The organism is Pseudophaeobacter flagellatus, assembly GCF_021228235.1.
Lineage (GTDB): Bacteria > Pseudomonadota > Alphaproteobacteria > Rhodobacterales > Rhodobacteraceae > Pseudophaeobacter > Pseudophaeobacter flagellatus.
On record NZ_JAJQRG010000003.1, the window covers coordinates 214,516 to 237,642 of the forward strand.

At 57.4% G+C, this 23,127-nt stretch carries 19 protein-coding genes and 1 tRNA gene; 7 read left to right on the forward strand and 13 right to left on the reverse strand.

What is annotated here, in order from left to right:
• Nucleotides 1-867: 867 nt before the first annotated feature.
• From LRK71_RS07425 to LRK71_RS07430, 3 genes are all read right to left on the reverse strand, one after another.
• Complete coding sequence (locus LRK71_RS07425) at nt 868-1,680, reverse strand: class I SAM-dependent methyltransferase (RefSeq protein WP_232402269.1); 813 nt, start codon at nt 1,678-1,680, stop codon at nt 868-870.
• Between the two features lie 198 nt (nt 1,681-1,878).
• The gene (locus LRK71_RS20520; protein ID WP_332460253.1) at nt 1,879-2,187 is read right to left on the reverse strand and encodes a thermonuclease family protein; all 309 of its coding nucleotides are present in this window, start codon (nt 2,185-2,187) and stop codon (nt 1,879-1,881) included.
• Nucleotides 2,188-2,409: 222 nt separating this feature from the next.
• A complete protein-coding gene (locus tag LRK71_RS07430; RefSeq protein ID WP_232402270.1) occupies nt 2,410-2,964 on the reverse strand; it encodes an Lrp/AsnC family transcriptional regulator in 555 nt (184 codons plus the stop codon).
• Between the two features lie 35 nt (nt 2,965-2,999).
• On the opposite strand from LRK71_RS07430, the gene LRK71_RS07435 reads away from it, so the two are divergent.
• Entirely contained in the window at nt 3,000-3,836 is an 837-nt protein-coding gene (locus tag LRK71_RS07435) for a PhzF family phenazine biosynthesis protein (protein WP_232402271.1), read from the forward strand.
• Between the two features lie 285 nt (nt 3,837-4,121).
• On the opposite strand, the gene LRK71_RS07440 is transcribed toward LRK71_RS07435, so the two are convergent.
• The 8 genes from LRK71_RS07440 to LRK71_RS07475 form a co-directional block, all read right to left on the reverse strand.
• Nucleotides 4,122-4,703: a hypothetical protein gene (locus tag LRK71_RS07440; RefSeq protein WP_269751666.1), complete on the reverse strand. Its 582-nt coding sequence runs from the start codon at nt 4,701-4,703 to the stop codon at nt 4,122-4,124.
• Nucleotides 4,704-4,796: 93 nt separating this feature from the next.
• Nucleotides 4,797-6,197, reverse strand: a complete 1,401-nt coding sequence (locus LRK71_RS07445; protein WP_232402273.1) for a selenium-binding protein SBP56-related protein — start codon at nt 6,195-6,197, stop codon at nt 4,797-4,799.
• A 613-nt stretch (nt 6,198-6,810) separates the two neighbouring features.
• Nucleotides 6,811-6,895 (reverse strand) — tRNA-Leu (locus LRK71_RS07450).
• A gap of 387 nt (nt 6,896-7,282) precedes the next feature.
• A complete protein-coding gene (speB, locus tag LRK71_RS07455) occupies nt 7,283-8,143 on the reverse strand; it encodes an agmatinase (protein WP_232402274.1) in 861 nt (286 codons plus the stop codon).
• A gap of 10 nt (nt 8,144-8,153) precedes the next feature.
• Complete coding sequence (gene nspC, locus LRK71_RS07460) at nt 8,154-9,323, reverse strand: carboxynorspermidine decarboxylase (RefSeq protein WP_232402277.1); 1,170 nt, start codon at nt 9,321-9,323, stop codon at nt 8,154-8,156.
• A gap of 69 nt (nt 9,324-9,392) precedes the next feature.
• Nucleotides 9,393-10,604: a saccharopine dehydrogenase family protein gene (locus tag LRK71_RS07465; protein ID WP_232402278.1), complete on the reverse strand. Its 1,212-nt coding sequence runs from the start codon at nt 10,602-10,604 to the stop codon at nt 9,393-9,395.
• Between the two features lie 22 nt (nt 10,605-10,626).
• Nucleotides 10,627-12,516 carry a biosynthetic arginine decarboxylase gene (gene speA, locus LRK71_RS07470; protein WP_269751667.1) on the reverse strand — a complete coding sequence of 630 codons (1,890 nt, stop codon included), beginning with the start codon at nt 12,514-12,516 and terminating at the stop codon, nt 10,627-10,629.
• A 454-nt stretch (nt 12,517-12,970) separates the two neighbouring features.
• A complete protein-coding gene (locus LRK71_RS07475) occupies nt 12,971-13,876 on the reverse strand; it encodes a bestrophin family protein (RefSeq protein ID WP_232402281.1) in 906 nt (301 codons plus the stop codon).
• 400 nt (nt 13,877-14,276) lie between these two features.
• Between LRK71_RS07475 and LRK71_RS07480 the strand changes: the two genes are divergently transcribed.
• Genes LRK71_RS07480 through LRK71_RS07490 form a run of 3 tightly spaced genes read left to right on the forward strand, consistent with a single transcriptional unit; the run spans nt 14,277 to nt 15,521 of the window.
• The gene (locus LRK71_RS07480) at nt 14,277-15,002 is read left to right on the forward strand and encodes a lysozyme (RefSeq protein WP_232402283.1); all 726 of its coding nucleotides are present in this window, start codon (nt 14,277-14,279) and stop codon (nt 15,000-15,002) included.
• Nucleotides 14,999-15,337, forward strand: coding sequence for a hypothetical protein (locus LRK71_RS07485; RefSeq protein ID WP_232402285.1), 339 nt, complete (start codon nt 14,999-15,001; stop codon nt 15,335-15,337). The genes LRK71_RS07480 and LRK71_RS07485 overlap by 4 nt, the downstream gene beginning before the upstream one ends.
• 19 nt (nt 15,338-15,356) lie before the next feature.
• Nucleotides 15,357-15,521, forward strand: coding sequence for a hypothetical protein (locus LRK71_RS07490; protein ID WP_232402287.1), 165 nt, complete (start codon nt 15,357-15,359; stop codon nt 15,519-15,521).
• Nucleotides 15,522-15,559: 38 nt separating this feature from the next.
• On the opposite strand, the gene LRK71_RS07495 is transcribed toward LRK71_RS07490, so the two are convergent.
• The gene (locus LRK71_RS07495) at nt 15,560-15,955 is read right to left on the reverse strand and encodes a GFA family protein (protein WP_332460247.1); all 396 of its coding nucleotides are present in this window, start codon (nt 15,953-15,955) and stop codon (nt 15,560-15,562) included.
• Between the two features lie 204 nt (nt 15,956-16,159).
• Here LRK71_RS07495 and LRK71_RS07500 point away from each other — a divergent pair, with 204 nt between their 5' ends.
• From LRK71_RS07500 to tig, 3 genes are all read left to right on the forward strand, one after another.
• The gene (locus LRK71_RS07500) at nt 16,160-17,833 is read left to right on the forward strand and encodes an alpha/beta hydrolase (protein WP_232402288.1); all 1,674 of its coding nucleotides are present in this window, start codon (nt 16,160-16,162) and stop codon (nt 17,831-17,833) included.
• A gap of 413 nt (nt 17,834-18,246) precedes the next feature.
• Nucleotides 18,247-19,365, forward strand: coding sequence for a porin family protein (locus tag LRK71_RS07505; protein WP_232402289.1), 1,119 nt, complete (start codon nt 18,247-18,249; stop codon nt 19,363-19,365).
• A gap of 232 nt (nt 19,366-19,597) precedes the next feature.
• The gene (tig, locus tag LRK71_RS07510) at nt 19,598-20,929 is read left to right on the forward strand and encodes a trigger factor (protein WP_232402290.1); all 1,332 of its coding nucleotides are present in this window, start codon (nt 19,598-19,600) and stop codon (nt 20,927-20,929) included.
• A 215-nt stretch (nt 20,930-21,144) separates the two neighbouring features.
• Here tig and LRK71_RS07515 read toward each other — a convergent pair whose 3' ends face one another.
• Complete coding sequence (locus LRK71_RS07515) at nt 21,145-23,103, reverse strand: bifunctional 2',3'-cyclic-nucleotide 2'-phosphodiesterase/3'-nucleotidase (protein WP_232402291.1); 1,959 nt, start codon at nt 23,101-23,103, stop codon at nt 21,145-21,147.
• Nucleotides 23,104-23,127: the final 24 nt, after the last annotated feature.

Consider the following 23,127-nt stretch of genomic DNA (forward strand, 5'->3'; position numbering starts at 1 on the left):
CTCCGCCTTTCGCGTTGAAATTAAAGTATCTTCCCATCTCATTCCATCTCGACGACCTCCGGCGCTGGAAGCGGGAAATACCGTGATGGCCCTGGGCTCTGGCTCGTGAAATCCGACCAGAAAAACGTTAAATGGGTTCTGCGGCTCACGGTTTATGGCAAGCGCCGGGAAATGAGGCTGGGGCGCTGCCTTATGTGAACTTGGCCGAAGCCCGAGAGAAGTCGGGGGAGCGCGCCGTGAGTAGCGTGAAGGGCACGACCCAATCCGAGAACGTCAAAAGCGGCGCCAGGATGCCCTGCGCAACCTTCACCTATTCCGAGATATTGCCCATGATGCGTTTGAAGCGCATAAGGCGGAGCTGAGAGATGGAGGCAATGCAGGCTGCTGGTTCAGTCCTCTTGAGCTACATGTGTTCACTCCGGGCCGCGTAACGTCACGTCGCCACCTGCGGCTAGTCTACCAAGTTCCCTTTGCAGATCTGACTCCATCGCATCGAGGATCTGGGCCGCCGTTTCTTCAATGCTCACCAAGCCGATGGCTTTGCCTACAAAGGGTGCGGCAATCGCGATGTCTGCGTCGTTGACGGCCGCCGTCCAGAGCCTTTTTCGGACGGCACCGAGAGTGAATGAAAAGGCTCACGTTGCAACAGATGGTGAAACGCGCAGAATGAAACCGAGGCAACGAAATGAACGTACAGACAGAGTTACGGCGACGCTTCAGACAGTGTCTTCCGCTCCAAAAGCTGACCTCCCTCTGAGGTCACTCGAATGGCCGCAAAGAGCCGGAACCAACGGTGGAACGGCTCGGTTGGTCCCGTTTTTCGGCACTACCGCATTTCGGCTCGGAGCCCTTGGAGACATGTACGTTCTATGCTGTTCGTACTGCCGAGATTGCCAATGCCACCGCTACGTATGACCGCGGTCCATCGTCATCACCGTCAAGATATGCGAGCCGGACAGCATCTTTGATTTTCGACTTCATCTCGGCTGGCCTTTTTGAAAGATAGGCAGGAATTGGGCCATCCTCTCCATCAAAAGGAACCCAGTAATCGTCGAATGAAGTGAATTCGGTTCGGATCATGACTTCCCCCTCCCGAACATCAGTAAAGCCTGCCGAAACGGCGACTTGCTTTAACTGCCCTGGCTGTCGGAGCGGGCGCGTGAAGTTCTTTTTCCTGAGTGCTTCAGCGCCCTCGTCCAGCACCGCAGCAGTGTCCAGGAACATTCGATTGAATACCAGACCTCCTCTGGCGTCCCACACCGCTGCAGAAAATTGAGCACCGGGCTTGAGCACCCGAAAAAGCTCTTTGAATGCGAGATCCGTTTCAGGGATAAAATCCAGCACAAGCTGGGAAAAGGCTTGCCCGAAATGGGCGTCCGGGAATGGAAGTGTTGTCAGGTCGGCGACATCAAATGTCGTGCGAGTGTCCGAAATGCTTTTTTGGGCGTGCGCGATATAGGCCGGGGAAATATCGACCCCTACGATTTGTGCCCGTGATGTCCTACGCTGCATCTCTGCGGTCAATGATCCGGTGCCGCAACCCGCATCGAGTATCAGACCGTTGTCAGAAATTTCTGAAAAATCCAGAAAACCAGAAGCCAGAAGCCTGCTGAAGCGACCCATCTGCAACTCGTAGCCTGCACCAGTTGACGCCGCGAAATCGGATGTTTTTTCAATCATGAAAACCTGCCCAGCTGCGGGCATCCAAGTGCACCCACTCGATTGGTAGCACGGCGCCACAATAACTCCTATCTTTGTCTGCTTTGTCCCGCTCTGCCGACATCCGACCTTGAAAATGCTGCACGAAGCATGAATGGCCGGTCTCGCCAAGCTGCAGCGCGGCATCGCCACTACAGATGGACGGCAGGATTGGGCCGGTCACGTCTCTAGTTGACGATATTTTCCACCGGAATACCTTCGACAATCTAGGACATGGCCTGCTGATATCACCGCCGCGTCAATATCGGCACCCTCGGCGTAACAGACCCCAATCCAGCGATCATATGACCGCTCGCCAGTCAGCTGGCACTCCACTGACTTGCCTGCCTGGTAGTTCACCATCCAGCGTCGGGAATCCTTGCCTGACCGAGTGTTGAGTTCAGGTGCATCGACGCCCTGTAACCGTACAGGTTTGCCTTCCACCACAATTGTGTCAGCGTCCCGCACCTTAAGACCGGCTGCATACACGGGAACCGCGAGGGCTACTGACAGGGCAAAGCCTAGAGTGAATTTCAAGATTTTTCCTATTCGGCTAGGTTCGTGGATACTGTTGCAGAGGGCGACATTTTCAAACGCAGCCTTTCAGCTGGTTTAATCGGATCTATACGCTGCAATCCCGCATCTAAAAGCCGCCGTTCGCTGCACATGCTCCAATGTCCAGTTTGGCGAACCGTTCAACAAATGGTGGTTTTAGGTGGCCTTTGTTTTAGGTGATAGACTGGGCATCCGGTTGCGTAAAAGCGACGACTTGACGATTGATGTGTGCGTCTCAGCGCGCTCATGAAGCGGCAGCAGGATATCGTCCAGTTCCGCGACGCTCACCAAAGCCAAGCGAGCGATGAAGCAGTCGTCCCCTGTTACCCGGTCGCAGGATGTGAAACGTGGCTCATCCCGGATCATCTGCTCGACGTTATGAAGCTGTTTCGAGCGCGGTTTGATACGGACAATGGCCTCCAGCGTGTAGCCAAGGGCTTTTGTATCGACACGTACCGTAAACCCCTCGACTACCCCATCCGATTTTAAGCGCCGCAAGCGCTCACCGACCGCTGGTCCAGAGAGGCCGACGCTTTTCCCAATTTCGGCCAAGCTCGCGCGGCCATCATGTTCAAGGGTGGAAATTATTCTCCGGTCAATTTCATCTATAACTTTCATGATAGTGGCTAAATAAGGCAATAGACTGCCGATGTGAACGCGAAATGTGTATAAGGCTTGCGGTATCGCCGGGACGTTATGCATCAGGAACATGTATGTTCTGACCATAACCAAATGGAGAACCAAACATGGATATTCAGCGCATTGCAGCCTTTAGCACAAACGGCAAAGGCGGTAACCCCGCCGGGGTAGTTTTGCTCGACAACGCCGTCCCCGAGGCGGATATGCAAAGGGTGGCAGCAGAGGTCGGATACTCTGAGACAGCCTTTGCCGTTCCCGTAGAAGGGGCAGATCGGTCGTGGCGCGTCCGTTATTTTTCTCCAGAGTCAGAAGTATCGTTCTGTGGGCACGCGACAATTGCACTCGGGGCCGCCCTTGGACAGCGCAATGGTCCGGGAACCTATAATCTGGAGTTGAACAACGCTTCGATCACGGTCGATGCGGCGACATCGGCTGAAGGCATGGCAGCGACGCTGGCCTCGCCGCCAACCGAAAGCCGCGCGATAACCGGCGATGAGACGGAGGATGCAATGGCACTGTTTGGTCTGACCAAGGACAATCTGGATGTGCGCCTGCCCCCAGCCCGCATTCACGGTGGTGCCGATCACCTCGTGTTCGCGCTCCGTGACCGTGCCCGACTGGCCGCAATGGCTTACGATCTCGATAAAGGGCGCAACATGATGCGGCGGCATAAACTCGTAACGATTATGCTCGTATATATCGAGAGTGATCGCACCTTTTCCGTCCGCAATGCTTTTGCGTCCGGGGGTGTTCTGGAAGACCCCGCGACTGGTGCCGCGGCAGCTGCTTTTGCCGGTTATCTGCGTGATTGCAGCTGGCCCCATGGTGGGCAGTTCACGATCCGGCAGGGCGAAGACATGGGTGCCTCGTCAATCATCGAGGTTCAGTTGAACAATGAGGCCGGGTCGTCGGTCCGTGTCTCGGGCAACGCACGTTTGATGTAGGCAGCTTAGTGATTATCTGCGCAACGCGCCGCTGCGTGTTGCGCACCGATGACCGCCCCAAAACGCTCCTTTTTGGCACAACTGAAAAACGACCTATTTTCGGCTGCCAAAAATCCCGTTCAAGACCTAAGCAGTTGTTGAAGGTTTTTGACCCTCACCTGAGAGCGGACTTCAACTGCACCGCACTAACTTGGCAAAGAGGGCTCACAGCAGGCTTGCGGCGCTGCGGCAAGTTGACCCGGCCGTCTGCGCATGATCACATCCGCTCGGGACCGAGCCAAAAATCTAGAGCGTAAACACAAGAGAGATCATCCCCACAAAGATCAGGCTGAGTGCCCACACGATGTCAAGGTTGAACCAACTCTTTGACAGGAAGCGCAGGCCGAGCCAGAGATAGACACCATAGGCGATAGCTACGCCCGACAACGTCATGGCCAGCGTGTGGACGACCGCAACGGCAACGGCGATTCCGGCATTTCCGACCATGAGTTCGGAGGCGGCTGCGTGGCCCGCATCGGTCTCAATCGTGCGGCAAATCCCCAGATAGATCGGCACGAGCATCAGCCCAGCGCCGTGGGCCATAGCCGCCAGGAATGACCAAAGGGCCAGTCGCGAGGGGGGCACCCGCGCGAGGAACCGTGGATGTCGGCGATTAACCAGCAGGTAAAGGCCCAGCGCGATGACGAGACAGGCCGCCCCGATCTGGATCTCGCGCTGCCACGCGGCGAGAAACAGAAGCGCCGTGAATGGAAACAAGATCGCAGCCATTGCCAGCAGGTGGCCCCCTGCAAGCGCCAAGAGGGCCTTGAAAAGGCTTCCCCGGTTGCGGTTCATCAACGCGGCGGACACCGCCAGCGGCCAGCCCATGCCTGGATTGACCCCGTGATAAATGCCTGAGACGACAACGGCCCCCCACAGGGCCGTTGCTGAATGAATGCTTTCCACCTGTCAGACGACTTGTCAGACGGAGGGATAGCAGAAGCTATCGGTGGAACAATCGCCACCCTCAAGGCGGATCTGGTGGCTCCGGTAGCCCTTGGGGAACTCGATGTAGAAATCCTTGTCGAGCTCCAGCCCGCCGTTCTCACCGACATTGGCCATAACCATCTGACCACCCACGTCACCCGGGTAGAACTGGTCGTCCCAGGTCGAGTAGAGCGAGTTGGTCCAGTAGACGCGTTTGCCATCGCGGCTGATTTCCACCATTTGCGGGCCGTAGACGAATGGCTTGCCATTCAGATGTGCCACGCCACGCGCGATACCGCCGATCTCGACCTTGCCGGCCAGAACCGGGTTCATCGGGTCAGAAACATCGTATTGGTGCATCTCGCCCATACCCCAGCACGCGACGTAGAGATACTTGTCGTCAAGGCTCAGGTCTATATCGGTCACCAAGGGCGGCACCGCCTCGAACCCCTGCAAAAGCGGGGGAAGGTTCTCGGCCTTCTCGGGGCGCGGATCAATGGTGATCGTTTTCTTGGCCTCAAAGGTGCCATCCTCTTTCTGCCACCATGTGAAAATAGCGCCTTGCAGGTTGGTGGTGTCAACCACTACGCCGCAGAACCCGTAATCCTTGGACGGGTCATGGGCGGGCCGGATTTCCAGCGCCATCTGGTGATTGGCCCCGAGGTCGATGGTCTGGACGTTCCGCCGCTCGCGTAGGTTCCAGAAATGGATCTTGTGCCCGTACTTGTTGGACAAGAGGTCCTCGGCGACGAGGCCGTTTTCAAACTGCGGTGGCAGGCCCCATTCGGAACTGACCATGTAATCCCGCGGCAGGTTCCACCAAAAATCGTAGTGCTTGTCCTGTTCACCCCTGTCCATCTCGTAGCGACCCAGGATTTCAAAGGTTTCGCAGTCCATGATGAAGATACCCGGAGGGCCATCGGTGCCGTCTTCGCCGCCGCCGCCAAGGGTAGAGACGTAAATGCCCTCGGGACCGCAATGAATGGTGTGCGGGCGCGAATAGCCGGTCTTGGCAAAAACCTCCTCAGGTTCAATGATCTTGTGAATCTTGGCATTAAGCGGATCTTTCACGTCAATCACATAGATGCGCGACGACCGAATGCCCGGAATGATCAGATACCGTCGCTCCAGAAAGGCATGACCGGTCAGAGGCGACAGCGCCGACGAACAGGCGTTCCAGCCGAAATGGTGAAACTCGTCGCCCTTGTTGGGCATGATCAACTGGTGGACGATCTGGCCGTAATTGTCGGACTTGGGGTTCACGTCAACCACGGCCAAGCCGTCGGGCTGCGATCCGTCGGGACTAAGCATCAACGTGAAGGCCAGCGCTTCCGGCGGTGCCTCCATGGCAAGCTTTGGTGTTGCGTGGAACGTAGGGTCAGGTCTCAGGCTCATTTTCAGCTCCTCCCAGGCCAGTGTCTTTTGCTGTTCTTCGGTCCCTCGTTGTCGTTTGGGAAAGAGCATGGCACGAATTCATGGATTCGGTAAACGTCTCGTTATGGAGTGCCTTGGGTAATTACTACGCTTGCGTCGAAACTTGGAGGAGCGCCTTTCGGTGAAACCGCATTCGATGGAGGATAGAGGCTCACACGGGCTGAGGCCGAGGCAGAAGCCGCGAAGCGGTTCTGGCAGGCTTGAGATATGCCATCGCTCGGGAGAGCCGACATTGCGGGAATGGCAGCAATGTCTCGCTCTGCTGACCTTTGACCAACCGAAATGCTGCACAACAGGTTCAAGGTCCTGTGTGGATGGCTCCTGCATAGCAAGACATTTTTTGAGCTGATATGAGCGTCTGTCAGATGCAGTCGTGTGTCCGGCCTATTTGCGCAGCGCTCACGGCTGCTGGCGCTGATGGTTTCCGCTGACCAAGTCCCAAACCGCTTCGCGGACATCCGCTTTTGTGACGCTGCATTGCGGCGCGTTGGTGTACGCCCGAAAAACGGTTGCCGAAATCCACAAGTATCTGTAATTTTTTATTTTTTACCGGATTTCACATCGAAATGTAAAATGGTGCGGGTGAAGGGACTCGAACCCCCACGCCTCGCGGCGCCAGAACCTAAATCTGGTGCGTCTACCAATTCCGCCACACCCGCACATATCGCAAATCACTTGTTGCGTCGGCGGTGGATAGCAAAGGTTGAAACCGGATGCGAGCGCTAATTTCAACAAAAGAGGCAGAATGCTACGGACAACGGATCTATCTGCGTCTCGGGTACCCTGACAAACTGCAGTTCCAGTGCTTATTTTGCGTTTGAACTTGCGCGACAGGGGGATCTCAGTGTCGCTTGGTACGGGTTGAACAGCAGCGTCTTGCCCTGGCCCCGTAGAGGGCTGACTGGGCCAGGGCCGATCAGGGCAAGGCATCGCGCAACTGGCAAACCCGCAAAGCCTGATCGCCTGGGCCAATCGGTTTAAACCCAGTTCAAAATCGGTGCAACAGCCTAGGGGAATGTCTGAAAACCCTGGGCAATCGCCTGTGGTTATCTGTCCCCGTTTGCAAGGCAGGCCGCCATGAGACGATAGACGATCTGCGCCGCGGTGAAGTCCCAGGCGGCGTTGCCATTGGGGGCAAGTTCGACCACATCTAGCCCAACACACCGGCGCCCCTTAAGCGCGTGTTCCACAAGATGCAGGGCCTGATAATAGCCCAGACCACCGGGAACAGGCGTGCCCGTTGCAGGCATAAGAGAGGGGTCCAGCCCATCCACATCGAAGCTGATGTAGATCAGCTCAGGGAAATTTTCCGGCAGGTCAATCTCGTGGATATTGCGGGTGACCAGCTCTTCTGCATCCACGTGGAAGACCGCGTTGGCGGTGCGGCTTTCGGCTTCCTGGGCGCAGAGGGCACGGACGCCGAATTGAGCCAGCCGGATGCCCGCTTGCGACAGAAGATGCATGACGGAGGCATGAGAATGCTGCTCTCCCTGGTAGGCCACGCGCAAATCGGCATGGGCATCAATTTGCACGATGCCAATTGGTTTGTTCAGTGCGCGCGCCACCCCGGTGACCGCGCCGTAGCTTAGTGAATGCTCACCGCCCAGTGTCACCGGCAGTTTGCCGTCGCGCAGGCAGGCCTCGGTGCGCTGCGCCAGCCGTTCCATCACCTCTGGCAACGGTCCTTCGCAGTCCAGCGCGGCCTCGGTGAAGATACCCTTGGCGCAGGGCTCCAGCCCCTGACACAGGCGCTCTAGCTCGTCTGAGGCCGCAATGATCGCCTGGGGGCCATGCGCGGTGCCGGCACCATAAGACACGGTGCGTTCCAGCGGTACGGGGATGACGCGAAACAGGGCATCTTGGCTCCGTTCGGCCTCGGTCAGTTCGCTGTCGAGAAAGATGCTCATGCAGAGACCCTCATGATAGGCGTTCCTTGAAATCTTGGTATCCGAATTGCTTTACCATCCGCAGATCATCCGTCTGGCTATTCCAGAGCAGGATCGAGGGAAGGGCCACACCGTTGAAGGTATTGGTCTTGACCATCGAGTAATGGGCTTGATCGAGAAAGGCGAAGCGATCGCCGATCTTCAGCGGCTGCGCCGTTGTGTAATCGCCAATCACATCGCCAGCAAGACAAGAGGGCCCGCCCAGGCGGTATGTGTGGCCGGTGTCTACCTCACCCATCATGGCGGGGCGATAGGGGGCTTCGATCACATCGGGCATGTGGCATGTGGCCGATATATCGGTGATGGCCAGATCTATGCCATTTTGCGGCAGATCGAGAACTTCGCCAATCAGAATACCCGCATCCAAGGCCACCGCCTCGCCGGGTTCCAGGTAGATATCGACATCATATTTGGCGCGAATATCCTTGATGAAGGCCACCAGCGCCTCGCGGTCATAATCATCGCGGGTGATGTGGTGGCCGCCACCAAAGTTAATCCATTTCAAGTGTTTAAGAACCGGTTTCAAGGTCTCCTCAATCGAGGCCCAGGTCCGTTCCAGGGGGGTAAATCCCTGTTCGCAAAGGGTGTGCATATGCAGCCCGTCCACGCCGATCAAAGCCTCGGCCGTCAACTGGCTGACAGGGGTGCCAAGCCGCGAACAGGGCGCGCAGGGGTCATACTTGGCAATTTCGCCTTCGGAATGTTCGGGATTGATGCGCAGCCCGACCTGTTTGCCTGCGGATTTGCACCTGGCCAGAAACCTTTCCTTTTGCGCCGGGCTATTAAAGATCACATGGTCGGACAGCGCGATGATTTCATCGATCTCGCTGTCTTTGTAGCCGGCACAGAAGGTCGCGACTTCGCCGCCATATTCTTCCCGTGCAAGCCGAGCCTCATACAATCCACTGGCGCAGGTTCCGCCAATATACTGGCGCAGCAACGGGGCCAGTGCGAACATCGAAAAAGCTTTCAGAGCCGCAAGAACATGGGCACCCGACCTGTCGGCCACCTCGGCCAGGATTGTCAGGTTTCGTTCAACCGCTTTTTCATCCACCACGAAGGCTGGTGTCGACACGCGGGACAGATCGAAATTGCGAAATGCGCCCGGGTCACCAGCCTGTGTGGCCATCAAGTCTGACATCGCATCATCCACCATTGCAATGTGGGGCAGGCCCGGTATGCCACCGGGCCTGCCGTTCAAAATTTACCGCTAGAAATCGACCGGGCCGTCCAGCTCGTGCACCTGCCAGGGCAGGCCGTGCTGGTTCAGCATGTCCATGAAGTCGTCAGGATCCAGTTGTTCCATATTCCAGACACCGGGCGCGACCCAGTTGCCTTTCAGAACCTGCGCTGCTCCGATCATGGCCGGGACGCCCGTGGTATAGCTGACCGCCTGGCTGCCAACTTCGGCATAGCAGTCCTCGTGGTCACAGATATTGTAGATATAGAAGGTCTTTTCGCCTGACCCATCCATGGCTTCACCCGTGGCGATATCGCCGATGCAGGCCTTGCCCTTGGTTTCAGCGCCCAGGTCTCCGGGATCGGGCAGCAGCGTTTTCAGAAACTGGATCGGGACGATTTCCTGCCCGTCATGCATCACCTTGTCGATGCGGGTCATGCCGACGTTTTCCAGCACCTTGGCGTGCATGATATAGGCGTCGCCAAAGGTCATCCAGAACCGTGCCCGTTCGATTTCCGGGAAGTGGGTCGACAGGCTTTCCAGTTCTTCATGATACATCAGGTACATGTTCTTTGGCCCGATGGCAGGGAAGTCGAACTCAACCTTATGAGTCATGGCCGGGGTTACCTGCCAGTCGCCATTTTCCCAATGCCGGGCTTCGGCCAGCACTTCACGCAGGTTGATTTCGGGGTTGAAGTTGGTGGCAAATTCCTGATCGTTAGAGCCGCCATTGGCGTCCAGCACATCAATCTGGCGAATGGACTTCAGCTTGTGCTTGCGCAGCCAGGTCGCAAAAACGCTGGTAACGCCAGGATCAAAACCTGCCCCCAGGATTGCGGTCAGGCCTGCCGCCTTGAAACGGTCCTGATAGGCCCACTGCCAATGATATTCGAACTTGGCCACATCTTCGGGTTCATAGTTTGCAGTGTCCAGATAGTGGCACCCGGCCTCCAGGCAGGCATCCATCAACACAAGATCCTGATAGGGCAGGGCCAGGTTGACCAGAATCTCGGCGCCGGTCTCGCGGATCAGGGCCACGGTTGCGGCCACATCATAGGCATCCAAGGCCGCAGTCTTGATGTCAACACCGGTGCGTTCTTTGACACTGGCGGCAATCGCATCGCATTTTGATTTGGTACGGCTGGCCAGGGTGATTTCGGTGAAGATATCGGCGTTCATCGCCATCTTGTGCACCGAAGCGTGACTTACGCCGCCCGCGCCAACAACAAGTGTCTTGCCCATGGTGGTTCTCTCCTTACCGAGGTCATTCATAGTAGGTATAGCCGTTGATCGAACCCCGATAGGCTTCGATCAGAATTTTGCGCTCATTGGCCTTTATAGCCCCGCCCGAGATAGCTTCATCGACCATTTTACGGAAGGCCGCAATGCAATCCGCCGGATCATATTCGACATATGACAGGACTTCTGAAATCGTGTCACCTTCCTGTTCGTGCAGCAGATCAAAGCCGCCATCCGACCGTAAATCGATCGTGACCACATTGGTATCGCCAAACAGGTTGTGCAGATCGCCCAGGGTTTCCTGATAGGCCCCGACAAAAAAGACCCCAAGATAGTAGCGTTGATCTTCCGGCAGAGAATGCACCGGCAGCGACGGCGAAATGCCCTCGGCCAGAATAAAACGATCCACCTTGCCGTCGCTGTCACAGGTGATATCGGACAGGACTGCGCGGCGATCCGGTGGCTGGTCCAGCATTTGTAGCGGAATGATCGGATGCAACTGGTCAATGGCCCAGACATCCGGCAGCGACTGGAACAGCGAAAAGTTGCAGTGGTAGACATCGGCAACCTTTTGCAGCTTTTCGCTCAGTTCGTTCACCTCGTCCGAGGCAGCGACAAGCATCTTGATCCGGGCAATCAGATACAGATAGATCCGCTCTGCCCGGGCCATCTGACGCAGGTCGACCATGCCGCGCCGAAACAGCCCGCGTAGCTCATCCCGATAAAAGCTGGCGTCGTTCCAGCATTCCTGCACCCGGCCAGACACAAGATACCCACTGATTGCCGCCAGATCCGCCACCAGATGATGGTCATCCGGCTGAACCTCTGGCGCGTCCGGGGCATCAAACAGCGTCGTTTCCAAAACGTCAAAGATCAGCATTGACGAGGTTGCGACCACCGCCCGGCCGCTTTCCGTGACCAGAACAGGATGTTCCACCTCGGCTTCGTCCAGGGCATAGGCCACGGTTTCCACGATATTGGCTGCATATTCTTCGACCGTATAGTTGATCGAGTTCTCGCCGGCCCGCTTTTCGCCTGTGTAATCCACGCCTAGGCCGCCGCCCAAGTCTAGATGGGTCAGGGGGACGCCTTCGCGGGTCAATTCGGTGAAATACCGACAGGCTTCGGTGGTTGCGCGGCGAACATCATTGACGTCCGGCACCTGGCTGCCCAGATGGGAATGCTGCAGCTTGAGACAGTGCAGTAGGCCTACATCTTTCAGCCGATCCACCACCCGCAACAATTGGTCGGAATTCATGCCAAATGCCGATCGGTCACCCGAGCTTTCCTGCCATTTTCCGCCAATCTGGTTGGTCAGCTTTACCCGGACGCCCAGCAATGGCTCGATGCCCAGTTCTTGGGTGACCTGAATGACGGTTTCGGCCTCTTTCGGGCTCTCCAATACGATGATGGTGTTAAAGCCCAGCCGCTGTGACAGGATCGCCAGGCGAATGAACTCGGCGTCCTTGACACCGTTGCAGACAATCAGCGCGTCCTTTGACAGGCGGTGCGCCAGGGCGATCACAAGCTCGGGCTTTGATCCGGCTTCCAGCCCAAAGTCGAAACCTCGCCCGAATTCAACAATCCGATCCACCACCTGCGCCTGTTGGTTCACCTTGATGGGAAAGACCCCGCGATAGGGGGCCTTATATCCGACGTGCTGGATTGCTTTGGCAAAGCTGTGATTGATGTGGCGGATTTCGTATTCCAGAAACGAACTGACGCGCAACACCATCGGGGCCGCGATGCCGCGTTGTTCCAGATCCTGCAGGATACCCGGCAGGCTGATCGGAGGGGCAGCGTCATTGAGCGGATCGCAAAGTGAGATCTCGCCGTCGGGAGACACGGTTATCAAGCCTTTGCCCCATTGATCGACGCCATAAATACTGCCTGGGCACGTGTCGTTTTGATCCAATCGATATGACCTTTTTGACGGAGATGAGAGCGGAAAAATTGCTATGAACCGGGGTGGAGTACAGAGTGGTCGGCGGGGCGAAACATCTGTAGGTGACTTGATGCTTGGCCCAATACCACCATTGCGCAGCGCGTCCTATGGGTTTTCCAAGCTCGACATCGGGTGATGTACAAGACCTCACCTCGGTTATTCCAACATGGAAAACGCACCGGTTTCAAGCACAGATTTTCGGCTTTCGATACCAGATCAGGAAGGTTTTTAAAACGCTGGGCACAGTCGGGGGACAGGGGACGCGAATTTTGCCGCATCGCCTGGCAGTGGCGGTGATATCGAAAGACGGCGCGGGGCAGCGAATGCGGGGGCACGGTGCCAATTAAGGCGTGACCGGCTGGCGTCTGTCATGGCCGATCTAGGTTTGCATAGGCGCTGCGGCAGTCTCTGGTGACTGGATCCCCTAGGTCAAGATATAGTTCTCTGGCGTCAGGGGCTTTGGCGCAGGCTGCCCGAGCGCTTCGGATACCGAAATTTCAATCACCCGGCACATCGCATCCAGCGGTAGCCCGTTTTGGACATCGCGAAACGGCAGATCCAGTTCATTTGTCACCGTTTGCAGGCCAAAGAAGACATAGGCAACCACCGCAGAAAAGAGCGGGGCAAACCAGCCAGTGGATTCGATCAGCGCAAAGGGCAACAACCAGCAGTAGAGATAGGTGGTCCGCCGTATGAGCAAAGAATAAACAAAGGGAAGCGGGGTCGTCAGGATCCGTTCGCACCCCGCCTGTGCAAGCGCCACAGAAGACAGGGTCTGGGAAATGGTAAGCTGGCCAAACCCGCTGACTTCGTCCTTTTCACTTAGCTTGCGAATCTGATCCGCCATCGATCTTAGGGCTGCATCGGCGGGGTTTTGATGGGCCAGCATAGCGGCCGCTTTCTCCTTGCCGATCCACTCTGCAATATCGTCACTGACATCGGTATTTCGTAAAAAACCCCGGTGAAGATGGGCAAAAGCAACAGCGCAGGACAGGATGCGTGCCCGGTCATCCCTATTGCCGACAAAGATGTTCATGTGGCGCCCCAGGTTGCGAACATCGGCAATCATAGAGCCCCAGAGCTTGCGTGCTTCCCACCAGCGATCATAGGCGGCGTTGTTGCGAAAGCCAAGAAACAGCGAGAGCGCGACGCCGAATATCCCCATTGCTGCCATCGAGATATGGGGCAGGTTTATGAGATGTAGATCAATAAGCAGAACCGCCATGGATAAAAAGCTAACGCCGAGGATCTTGCCGAGGATCGTTGGGACAATTGATCCCTGCATGACAAAGAACAACTGCAGTGAAGATGGATGGTCCCGGACAATCATCTGGCTAGGCCTTTCAGGGTAGGGGGGCAGCTGAGAGCCTCACTTAACGCTCAAGCTCTTCATGGGGGCGTAATACCGTTTGTTTCAGGGGGCTTGACCGCAGGCAACAGGTCAAGCCGTACCGTAAATTTCGCATCTGTTCATAGACGGATCAGCAACGCAAGGTTGTGAGATCCCTTATATATTCATTGGCTGGTGATACAGGCCTCCCTGCGGTGGGAAAGGTTCGAAAACGACCCTTCGGTGAAGGGGTCGTCAAAACCACCCGGTGTTCGGGCGTACCGGGCGGGGGGGGCAGGCACGCCGCTAAGTCTGGGGCGCGCGCTGGTCTAAGACTCTGTCAAATCGTGACCTGTAGAATGCTTTGGCTCTGGCGGGGGCTGGTATGTGGAGAACGATGATGACGCTTATTACAAACTGGCGGACGGTTCTGGCAAAATCGGCCAGTATCTGGTTGATCCTTGCCAGCCTGGTGGCCAGTTTCGGGTTTTTCTTTGCCCTGGTTAATCCGGCCCTGATGGGATGGTCACCGATCTGTTTTGCCGCTGTTTCAGCCGGTTTCCAGACGCTGGCGATTCCGGCACGGGTGATGCTGCAAAAGGGGATTTCGGGGCTGGACCGGTTTCGCGCGGATCAGAGCGGGGCCCTGAAGCGGCGCTATGTTGGATTGATTGCCGGCAGTGGTATTGCCCTGTCCAGCGCCATTGCCTTCATTGGCAGTTGGGAAGGGCTGCGCCAAGAAGCCTACCGTGATGTGGTGGGCGTCTGGACGGTGTGCTACGGCGCGACCGGGGGCGTACGCCCTGGCGACAGCTACAGCCGGGCGGACTGTGACCAGATGCTGGCAGCAGAAATCATCCGCTATGAAGCAGGGCTGGATCGCTGCCTGACGGCAGAGGTGCCATTGGGAATGAAGATCGCCCTGGTGTCCTGGACATATAATGTCGGGGTTGGGGCGGCCTGTGGCTCTACCTTGCTGCGCCGGGTCAATGCGGGCGATTTGTCGGGGGGCTGCGATGAATTGCAGCGTTGGAACAGGGCGGGGGGCCGCGTCTGGCCTGGCCTGACACGGCGGCGCATTTCCGAAATGGAGATGTGTCATGCCGCCCTGAGGTCGGGTGCGTGACCCTGGTCTGGGGCTTGCGAAAATTGCCGGTGCTGGCTGGTGGGCTGACCCTTGTAGTCGCGCTTTGGGCGCTGCTGGATCTGATCGACGAGCGTCGGCGCATGGCGGCAGATCTGGCCCAGACCCAGACACGCCTGCGCGCCGCCAGGGCAGAGCTGGCACGGGCGGCAGCGGCTGCCCGCATTCACCGCGCCCATTTGGACCGCGCCGCAGATGAGGCGCGGCGCTGGTCGGAAATTATCAATGATTTTGAAAAGATGGAGGGCCGCGATGCGCCTTTATCCCCTTTGCTGGGCCGTACTGCTGAGCAGCTGTTCCAGCGCTCTCCCGGATGAGAGACGCAGGCCAATCCCGGTGCCATCCGATCTGTTGCAGCCCTGTCCCGGCTATCAGGGGCCGACGCCCCGCAGCGAAGGTCAGCTGTCGGATGCGCTGATCGCAGAGCTGCGGGGGCGGAGCTGTGCCAATGCCAAACTGGCAACGGTAGCGGAGATCCTTGCTGCGCCCGCTGTGCAATAGGGGGCCTCTTGCCCGCCAAAGCCAGTCAGAGGGCAGGATCAGCTTGGCGGGTTCCCTGGTGATTGCGGCGCATCATCGCAGATTTCGTACCACCCCGGTTTTTCAGAGGTAAATTCGTGAAACTGGTTTTGCAGCGCAACCGGCGTATCCAGGGCATTTGCGGCAATTGGAAAGCTATCTTCCTCGGACAGGATTTCGCCCAGGGATGTGCCGCATAGTTTGCAAAAACAACGATGATATTTATACGGGGCCGCCGGGTGATACAGCGCGACCTGTTCCTTGCCAGACACCCATCTGAGATCATCCCGTTTGACAAAGACAATTGCGCTGGCGCCAGCTTTTCGACAGCGCGTGCAGTGACAGGTGCCCAGCATGGTTGGCATGGCCTGGAGTTCGAACTTAACTGTTCCACAACAACAGCTTCCGGTGATCATTTTAAGTTACCTCTTACGAAATGGTTTTATTGCCAGTTGGAACATTAGGTGAACACTTACCCGGATGCAATGATGTTTGTCTGCGTTTGTGCAGGGCGTATCGGGCGGCAATTGGCTGGAATTATTCGATTTATGTATTCGGCGGCGGTGTTTGCCGCTAAAACGGTCATGAGGGGAGCCAGATGAATTGCACAGGGGGCAGGCGTGGACAGGCAGCGGGCAGGCATCGAGAATGGGCGCAAAAAACTATTGTGGTGGCAGCCGTCGCTGGCAGGGCTCTATTTTGGAGCCCTTTTTTGCGTTGCCACATTCTGGCCGTCCCTGCTGCCACGCCCCTGGGCGTTTCAGGGGGTGTTGTCGGGCCTGGTTTTTGCGCTTGGCTACGGCATTGGCACTGTTGGTCTTTGGCTTTGGCATTCTCTGGAATTGCCGGTGTTGCCGCTGCGGTGGCGCGCCCGCATGTATTTGGTGCTGGCCGGTTCCAGCGCGGCTGTTGCGGGCTATACTTTCTGGAACGTGGCCAACTGGCAAAATGTCACCCGCAGCCTGATGCAGATGCCCGAGGTCGAAGAGAGCTATTACCTGCAGATCACCCTGATTGGCCTGGGCATCGCCTTGCTGCTTATCCTGCTGGGGAAAGTCTTGTATCTGGCCCTTGCCTGGGCGGCCGCCTTGCCACGCCATTATGTGCCACGCCGCATTGCCTCTGTCCTGGGGGCTGTCGCCTTTCTGACGCTGCTGGTTTTTGTTGCAAACGATACCTTGTTTCAGCGCACAATCGCCGCGATCGACAGTGCCCAGGCGCGTATTGATATTTCTGATCCGCCCGGCGCTTTTGCCCCGCAAGAACCGCAGCGCTCGGGCAGTGCCCAATCGCTGATCGACTGGGGGCGGCTGGGTAAGGCGGGCAAGCAGTTTGTCCATGAAGGCCCACGGCGCAGCGATATCGAGGCCTTTAGCAACAGGCCAGCGCAAGAGCCGATACGTGTCTATGTGGGGCTGCGCTCGGCGCCGACACCACTGGCGCAGGCGCGCCTGGCCTTGCAAGACCTGCAGCGCACCGAGGCGTTTTCGCGCAAGATACTGGTCATTGCGACCCCAACCGGAACTGGCTGGCTGCAAAACGGCGCAATTGCGCCGCTGGAATACATGCATGACGGGGACATCGCCACCGTGGGGGTGCAGTACTCATACCTGCCCAGCCCGCAATCCCTGCTGCTGCAGCCCGGATTGGTGCAAGAGTCCGCAGCCATTGTGTTTGATGTGATCTATAATTACTGGAAAACCCTGCCAGCCGAGACCCGCCCGCGGCTCTATCTCTTTGGGCTGAGCCTGGGATCGCTGGGGTCTGAAACATCTGTGCCGCTCTATGCCTATGTGAGCGACCCGTTTCACGGTGCTCTCTGGGCTGGACCGACCTTTCGCAACCCGCTGTGGAAACGGGTGCAGCGCAATCGCGACCCACAGTCACCGGCCTGGCAGCCCCGCTTTGAAAACGGCGCGCTGTTTCGTGCCTTTGGCCCCGGCACGATCGCTGCCGACCAGCAACAGGGCTGGAGTCCCATTCGCACAGTATTCCTGGCTTACCCATCGGACCCGATTGTCTTCTTTGAGGAAAACATGTGGTCCCGAGCGCCCGCTTGGATGGGGGAGAACCGGGGCAGCGGTGTTTCATCCGGCTTTACCTGGGTGCCGCTGGTGACGTTTTTCCAGGTGGCACTGGATATGCTGTCGGCGGCCAGAGTGCCGGCCGGGCATGGGCATAACTATGCGGTGCGTGATTACACAGAGGCCTGGGCCACAGTGACGGGGCGCGCGGACTGGACGAGCGACCAAACCGAGCGTTTGCTTTCGCGGGTGGCAGATGAAGGCTGGTAGGCTGTTTAGTGGCAGCGTGAAACCAGGGCTGCGGCAGGCGTAAGGCGGAGATCTTCTGCGGGGTATCTGCCCCGACGCAGGGCGGCCAGAGAAAAGAAAGATGTCGGTTTGCGAATCTCTGGTGACGTAAAATTTTTGCCTTTTGGGGTATGGGTTTCGCTGGGCGCAATGCTGCTTTGACCCCTGTGCAGGCGTTAGGTGAAGTAGTTCACTCAAGTTTGCCGCGTGCTTTCAAAAAATTGATTTTCGTCACCGGATTTCAGCGGGAATATGCGTATTTTTCACCCATGTGCGCAAAAGCCAATTTCAAGACTGCGCCACAAAAAAACTGCTTGATATACCCGGGCCGAGGTACAGATCCCTGGGATGGGGGGGTCTTGCACCGCAAAAGTTCAATCAGGAGACTCAATACCATGAGCACCAAAATCGCTTTGCGCAGCAGCGCGGCTGTTGCGACCGCCCTGCTGGCCGCGCCAGCCTTTGCTGGCCCCACCTATACCAATGACAACGGCGGCAGCTTCCGCTGGTATGGTCAGTTCAACCCATCCTTCCAGTCTTTTGACGATGGGGTCGAAGACTACAGCCGCGTTGTTGACAACTCTTCCTCCAACTCGCGCATCGGGTTCTGGCTGGAGCAGGCCTTTGGCGAAAACACGCTGAAGTTCCACTTTGAAACAGCCTTTGGTCTGCGTGCCTCTGATGGGGTGGATCAGGCTGGCACAGGCCAAAACCTGAGCTGGAGCCGCACCAACCTGCGCCACGTGGATCTGCAGTTTGAAACTGCCAACTATGGCACATTCTCTGCTGGTCAGGGCTCTATGGCGTCTGACGGCGTGACAGGGGCTGACTTCTCGGGCACCGGTCTGGGGGCGGGTGTATCCGTGGCCGATATCGGCGGCGGCTATGCCTTCCGCACCGCAAGCGGCGCTGTGAGCGGCGTGACCATTGGCGATGCCTTCACCGATCTGGATGGCAGCCGTCTGGGCCGGGTCCGCTATGACAGCAACAACTTTGCTGGTTTTGTCTTCTCGACATCCTACGGCACAGACATCCTGGGTACCAACAACGACCGCGAAACCTATGATGTTGCGGTACGTTACGGCAATGATGAGCTGGGTGCCTTTGCTCTGGATGCAGGCCTGGCTGCGGCCTGGACAGAACAGACAGGCAAGCAGGATCGTCGTGATATCTCCGGTTCTGTGTCGCTGTTGCACCGTGACACCGGCCTGTCGATGACACTGGCCGCCGGGGATCGCGATATCTCGGGCAACTATGGCTATGCCAAGCTGGGATATTCGGCCAACCTGATCAACGCGGGCAAGACTTCGTTCTCGGTCGATTACTATGACGGTTCCGATCTTGTGACCACTGGCGATAGCTCCGAATCCTGGGGCGTTGCTGCGGTTCAGAAGATCGACAATCTAAACCTGGAAACCTATATCGCTTACCGCGATTATTCCTACGCGGACACATCGGCGACCAGCTACCAGGATTCCAACGTGATTCTGGCCGGCGCCCGTTGGAAGTTCTAAATATCTAAACATGTTTGACCCAGGTCGTTCCCTCGGTTCCTGGGCCAAAGGCACGTCCCCCAATGCGGGGGGCGTGCTTTTTTGTTTTCGCCAGAATTTTGCCAGTAAATTCCGCTTTGAGAGATTGAAACCGGCAATCCCCCTTGCACCGCGCCGTCAGGAACAATAGAAGGCCTCAAATTGTCTGGGGGTGTTGCCTGCGCGCGCGCCCCGAATCTCTATGGGGTATAGGATGCAGGTCACCGAGACGCTGAACGAAGGTCTGAAACGCGGCTACGCCATCACGGTCACTGCTGCCGAGCTGGACGCCAAGGTCAATGAAAAGCTGGTTGAAGCCCAGCCAGAAATCGAAATGAAGGGCTTTCGCAAAGGCAAAGTTCCTATGGCGCTGCTGAAAAAGCAGTTTGGCCAGCGCATGATTGGCGAAGCGATGCAGGAAGCCATCGACGGTGCCATGAACAAGCATTTCGAAGACAGCGGCGACCGCCCTGCGATGCAGCCCGACGTCAAAATGACCAATGAAGATTGGAAAGAGGGCGACGACGTCAACGTCGAGATGTCCTACGAGGCACTGCCCGAAATTCCCGAGGTCGACCTGTCTGGTGTGACCCTGGAAAAGCTGGTTGTGAAGGCTGAAGAAGAGGCCGTCACCGAAGCGCTGGAAAGCCTGGCAGAAAACGCCCAAGAATTTGAAGCCCGCGAAGCCGGTGCTGCCTCCGAAGACGGTGACCAGGTTGTCATCGACTTCCTGGGTAAAGTTGACGGCGAAGCCTTTGAAGGCGGCGCAGCAGATGACTATCCGCTGGTTCTGGGGTCCAACTCCTTCATTCCCGGTTTCGAAGAGCAGCTGGTTGGCGTGAAAGCCGATGAGGAAAAAGACGTTACTGTTTCTTTCCCCGACGACTATCAGGCCGAGCACCTGGCCGGCAAAGAAGCTGTGTTCTCTTGCACCATCAAAGAGGTCAAGGCCCCCAAGGCGGCCGAGATCAACGACGAGATGGCCAAGAAGTTCGGCGCTGAAGACCTAGAAGGCCTGAAGGGCCAGATCCGCGAACGTCTGGAAGCCGAGTATGCCGGTGCCGCCCGCGCCGTGATGAAGCGCGCCACCCTCGACAAGCTGGACGAGCTGGTCTCTTTTGACCTGCCGCCTTCGCTGCTGGACGCCGAAGCCAAGCAGATCGCGCATCAGCTGTGGCATGAGGAAAACCCCGATGTCGAAGGCCATGATCACGCCGAAGTAGAGGCCACTGAAGAGCACACCAAACTGGCGTCCCGCCGCGTGCGTCTTGGCCTGCTGCTGGCAGAGCTTGGTCAGAAAGCCGAAGTCGAAGTGACCGACGCAGAGATGACCCAGGCGATCATGGCGCAGGCGCGTCAGTATCCTGGGCAAGAGCGTCAGTTCTTTGAATTCATTCAGCAGAACGCCCAGATGCAACAGCAACTGCGCGCGCCTCTGTTTGAAGACAAGGTCATCGACCACCTGTTCGAACAGGCCACAGTGTCCGAAAAAGAAGTTTCGAAAGAAGACCTTCAAAAGGCTGTTGAGGCCCTTGAAGAAGAATAAACTATGGTCTTCTGACTGTTGCAAAGGGCTGCCAATTGGCGGCCCTTTTTCTTTGTCCCAAAGGGGCGATCGTGCGCAATAATTGTGTTTCAGGGCCGCGCGACGCGGCTGGCGGCGCAGTCCGCCCCCCGCATTCCCGCTAGGTCAAAGGGCCCGGCAAATGCCAGGCCCTTTGGGGAACTGTAAGCAGGCAGGCGGGCGTCGCCGCGCCAGGTTCAAAGATCAATACGGAAGCGTGCAAACCCTTCCGGACCTTCCCCGGCTGCAGAGATCTCTACCCCCTGGACGTCGCTGGCATAGTCGCTTGCCTTTGGGCCGGTGTCGAACAGGACGCTCGTGCCCGGCAGCGGTACAAAATGCCAATTGGCATCGGCACGGGGGCTGATGGTGCCCTTTTCAACGATATAACGCACGATCACATCGCGGTTGGTATCCGGACCTTCAAAGACAATGCTGTCGCCCTTGGCACCGGGGAAATCACCGCCACCAGAGGCGCGGTAATTGTTGGTGGCGACGATGAACTGGGCCTCTGGATCGATGGGGACGCCGTTATACTCAAGGTTGGTGATGCGGCTTGCATCGGGGTTTTCCAATTCCCCATTGGTGCTGAATTTGGAAGGCTGGCTCAGGTCGATCTGATAGCTGACCCCGTCCATCACATCAAAGTTGTAGCTGGGGAAAGCCGGGTTCAGCAGCAACTGGTCCGCCTTGCCGGGTTCTATCTGGTTGAAGATCCCGGCAGACCGTTCCAGCCAGTCCTTGACCTCGGCCCCGGTGACCAGAACCGCGCGGGCGGTATTGGGGTAGAGATACAGATCCGACACATTCTTGATCGCCACATCGCCCTTGGGGACATCGGTGAAATATTCTGGTCCGCCGCGCCCACCGGCCTTGAAAGGGGCGGCGGCTGACAGGATGGGCAGCCCGTCGTATTCGGTGCCCTGCAGCATCTGGGCGATGTACCAGCTTTGCGCAATAGAGACGATCTGCACCGAAGGATCATCGGCAACCAGCGCAAAATAGCTGTGCAGCGGCGCATCTGTCTTGCCGACAGCACGGCGCACATAGGCCAGTGTTTCCTCGTGTTCCTGCGCTGCTGCGGCCAGAACCGTTGCATTGCTGTCGACCAGCGCGGTGATGGAGCGGTCTTCGTTGCGTTTGGAAATCGGGCGCGCTTCGGAGGCATGGCCAACCATGCGCCAGCCGCCCGCATCACGTTCCAGCATCAGATCAATCAGGCCCAGGTGGCTGCCCCAATAGCCCCCCATGGTGGCGGGCTTGCCCCGTAACGTGCCTTTGGCCACGTCGATGCCATCCAGCCCGTCGTATTTGGACGAAGGAAACACCAGGTGGCTGTGGCCGGTCATGATCGCATCAATGCCATCCACCCCGGCCAGCGCCAAAGAGGCATTTTCCATGCCCTCGCTTTCGCGGGCCGCACCAATACCGGAATGCGACAGGGCGATAATGATATCAGCACCTTTTTCTTTCATTTCAGGCACATAGGCGCGGGCGGTTTGCAAGATGTCACGGGCCTGCACATTGCCTTCCAGGTGGCGGCGATCCCAGTTCATTACCTGGGGTGGCACAAAACCGATCAGCCCGATCTTGATGGCGTGCTTTTGCCCGGCGCCATCTGTCAAGGTGCGATCCATCAGCACATATGGCGGCAACAGGGTCTTGTCATCGCGGGGACCCGCGCCAGTTTCCTTGGCGATATTGGAGCAGACCACGGGGAAATCTGCCCCGGCCAGAGATTTCATAAGAAACTCTAGCCCGTAGTTGAATTCATGGTTGCCCAGGGTAGAAGCATCAAAGCCAACGGCATTCATAGCAGCAATCACCGGATGTAGATCACCGTCGTGCATGCCACGCTCATAGGCGATATAGTCGCCCATCGGATTGCCCTGCAGGAAATCGCCATTGTCGAGCAGCAGCGCATTGGTCGCTTCGGCGCGGATCTCTTTGACAAGAGAGGCCGTGCGGGCAAGGCCAACCGTATCGCGGGGCTTGTCGGCGTAATAGTCATAGGGAAAGACATGCACATGCAGATCTGTGGTTTCCATCAGCCGCAGATGTACCTGATTGGACGCTGCTTGCAGTGAAAACGGATGCAGCGCAATAAGGCCAGCACTGCCAGCAAGAAAGGATCGGCGGTCAAGGGTGATCGGCATTGTTCAGCTCCCAGTTTTGTTGTG

What these genes read in the sequence shown, in the direction of transcription:
- LRK71_RS07425 (WP_232402269.1), bottom strand. Translation starts at nt 1,680, where the DNA reads ATGATTGAAAAAACATCCGATTTCGCGGCGTCAACTGGTGCAGGCTAC.
- LRK71_RS07430 (WP_232402270.1), bottom strand. Translation starts at nt 2,964, where the DNA reads ATGTTCCTGATGCATAACGTCCCGGCGATACCGCAAGCCTTATACACA.
- LRK71_RS07435 (WP_232402271.1), top strand. Translation starts at nt 3,000, where the DNA reads ATGGATATTCAGCGCATTGCAGCCTTTAGCACAAACGGCAAAGGCGGT.
- LRK71_RS07440 (WP_269751666.1), bottom strand. Translation starts at nt 4,703, where the DNA reads ATGGGCTGGCCGCTGGCGGTGTCCGCCGCGTTGATGAACCGCAACCGG.
- LRK71_RS07445 (WP_232402273.1), bottom strand. Translation starts at nt 6,197, where the DNA reads ATGAGCCTGAGACCTGACCCTACGTTCCACGCAACACCAAAGCTTGCC.
- speB (WP_232402274.1), bottom strand. Translation starts at nt 8,143, where the DNA reads ATGAGCATCTTTCTCGACAGCGAACTGACCGAGGCCGAACGGAGCCAA.
- nspC (WP_232402277.1), bottom strand. Translation starts at nt 9,323, where the DNA reads ATGTCAGACTTGATGGCCACACAGGCTGGTGACCCGGGCGCATTTCGC.
- LRK71_RS07465 (WP_232402278.1), bottom strand. Translation starts at nt 10,604, where the DNA reads ATGGGCAAGACACTTGTTGTTGGCGCGGGCGGCGTAAGTCACGCTTCG.
- LRK71_RS07475 (WP_232402281.1), bottom strand. Translation starts at nt 13,876, where the DNA reads ATGATTGTCCGGGACCATCCATCTTCACTGCAGTTGTTCTTTGTCATG.
- LRK71_RS07480 (WP_232402283.1), top strand. Translation starts at nt 14,277, where the DNA reads ATGACGCTTATTACAAACTGGCGGACGGTTCTGGCAAAATCGGCCAGT.
- LRK71_RS07495 (WP_332460247.1), bottom strand. Translation starts at nt 15,955, where the DNA reads ATGATCACCGGAAGCTGTTGTTGTGGAACAGTTAAGTTCGAACTCCAG.
- LRK71_RS07505 (WP_232402289.1), top strand. Translation starts at nt 18,247, where the DNA reads ATGAGCACCAAAATCGCTTTGCGCAGCAGCGCGGCTGTTGCGACCGCC.
- tig (WP_232402290.1), top strand. Translation starts at nt 19,598, where the DNA reads ATGCAGGTCACCGAGACGCTGAACGAAGGTCTGAAACGCGGCTACGCC.
- LRK71_RS07515 (WP_232402291.1), bottom strand. Translation starts at nt 23,103, where the DNA reads ATGCCGATCACCCTTGACCGCCGATCCTTTCTTGCTGGCAGTGCTGGC.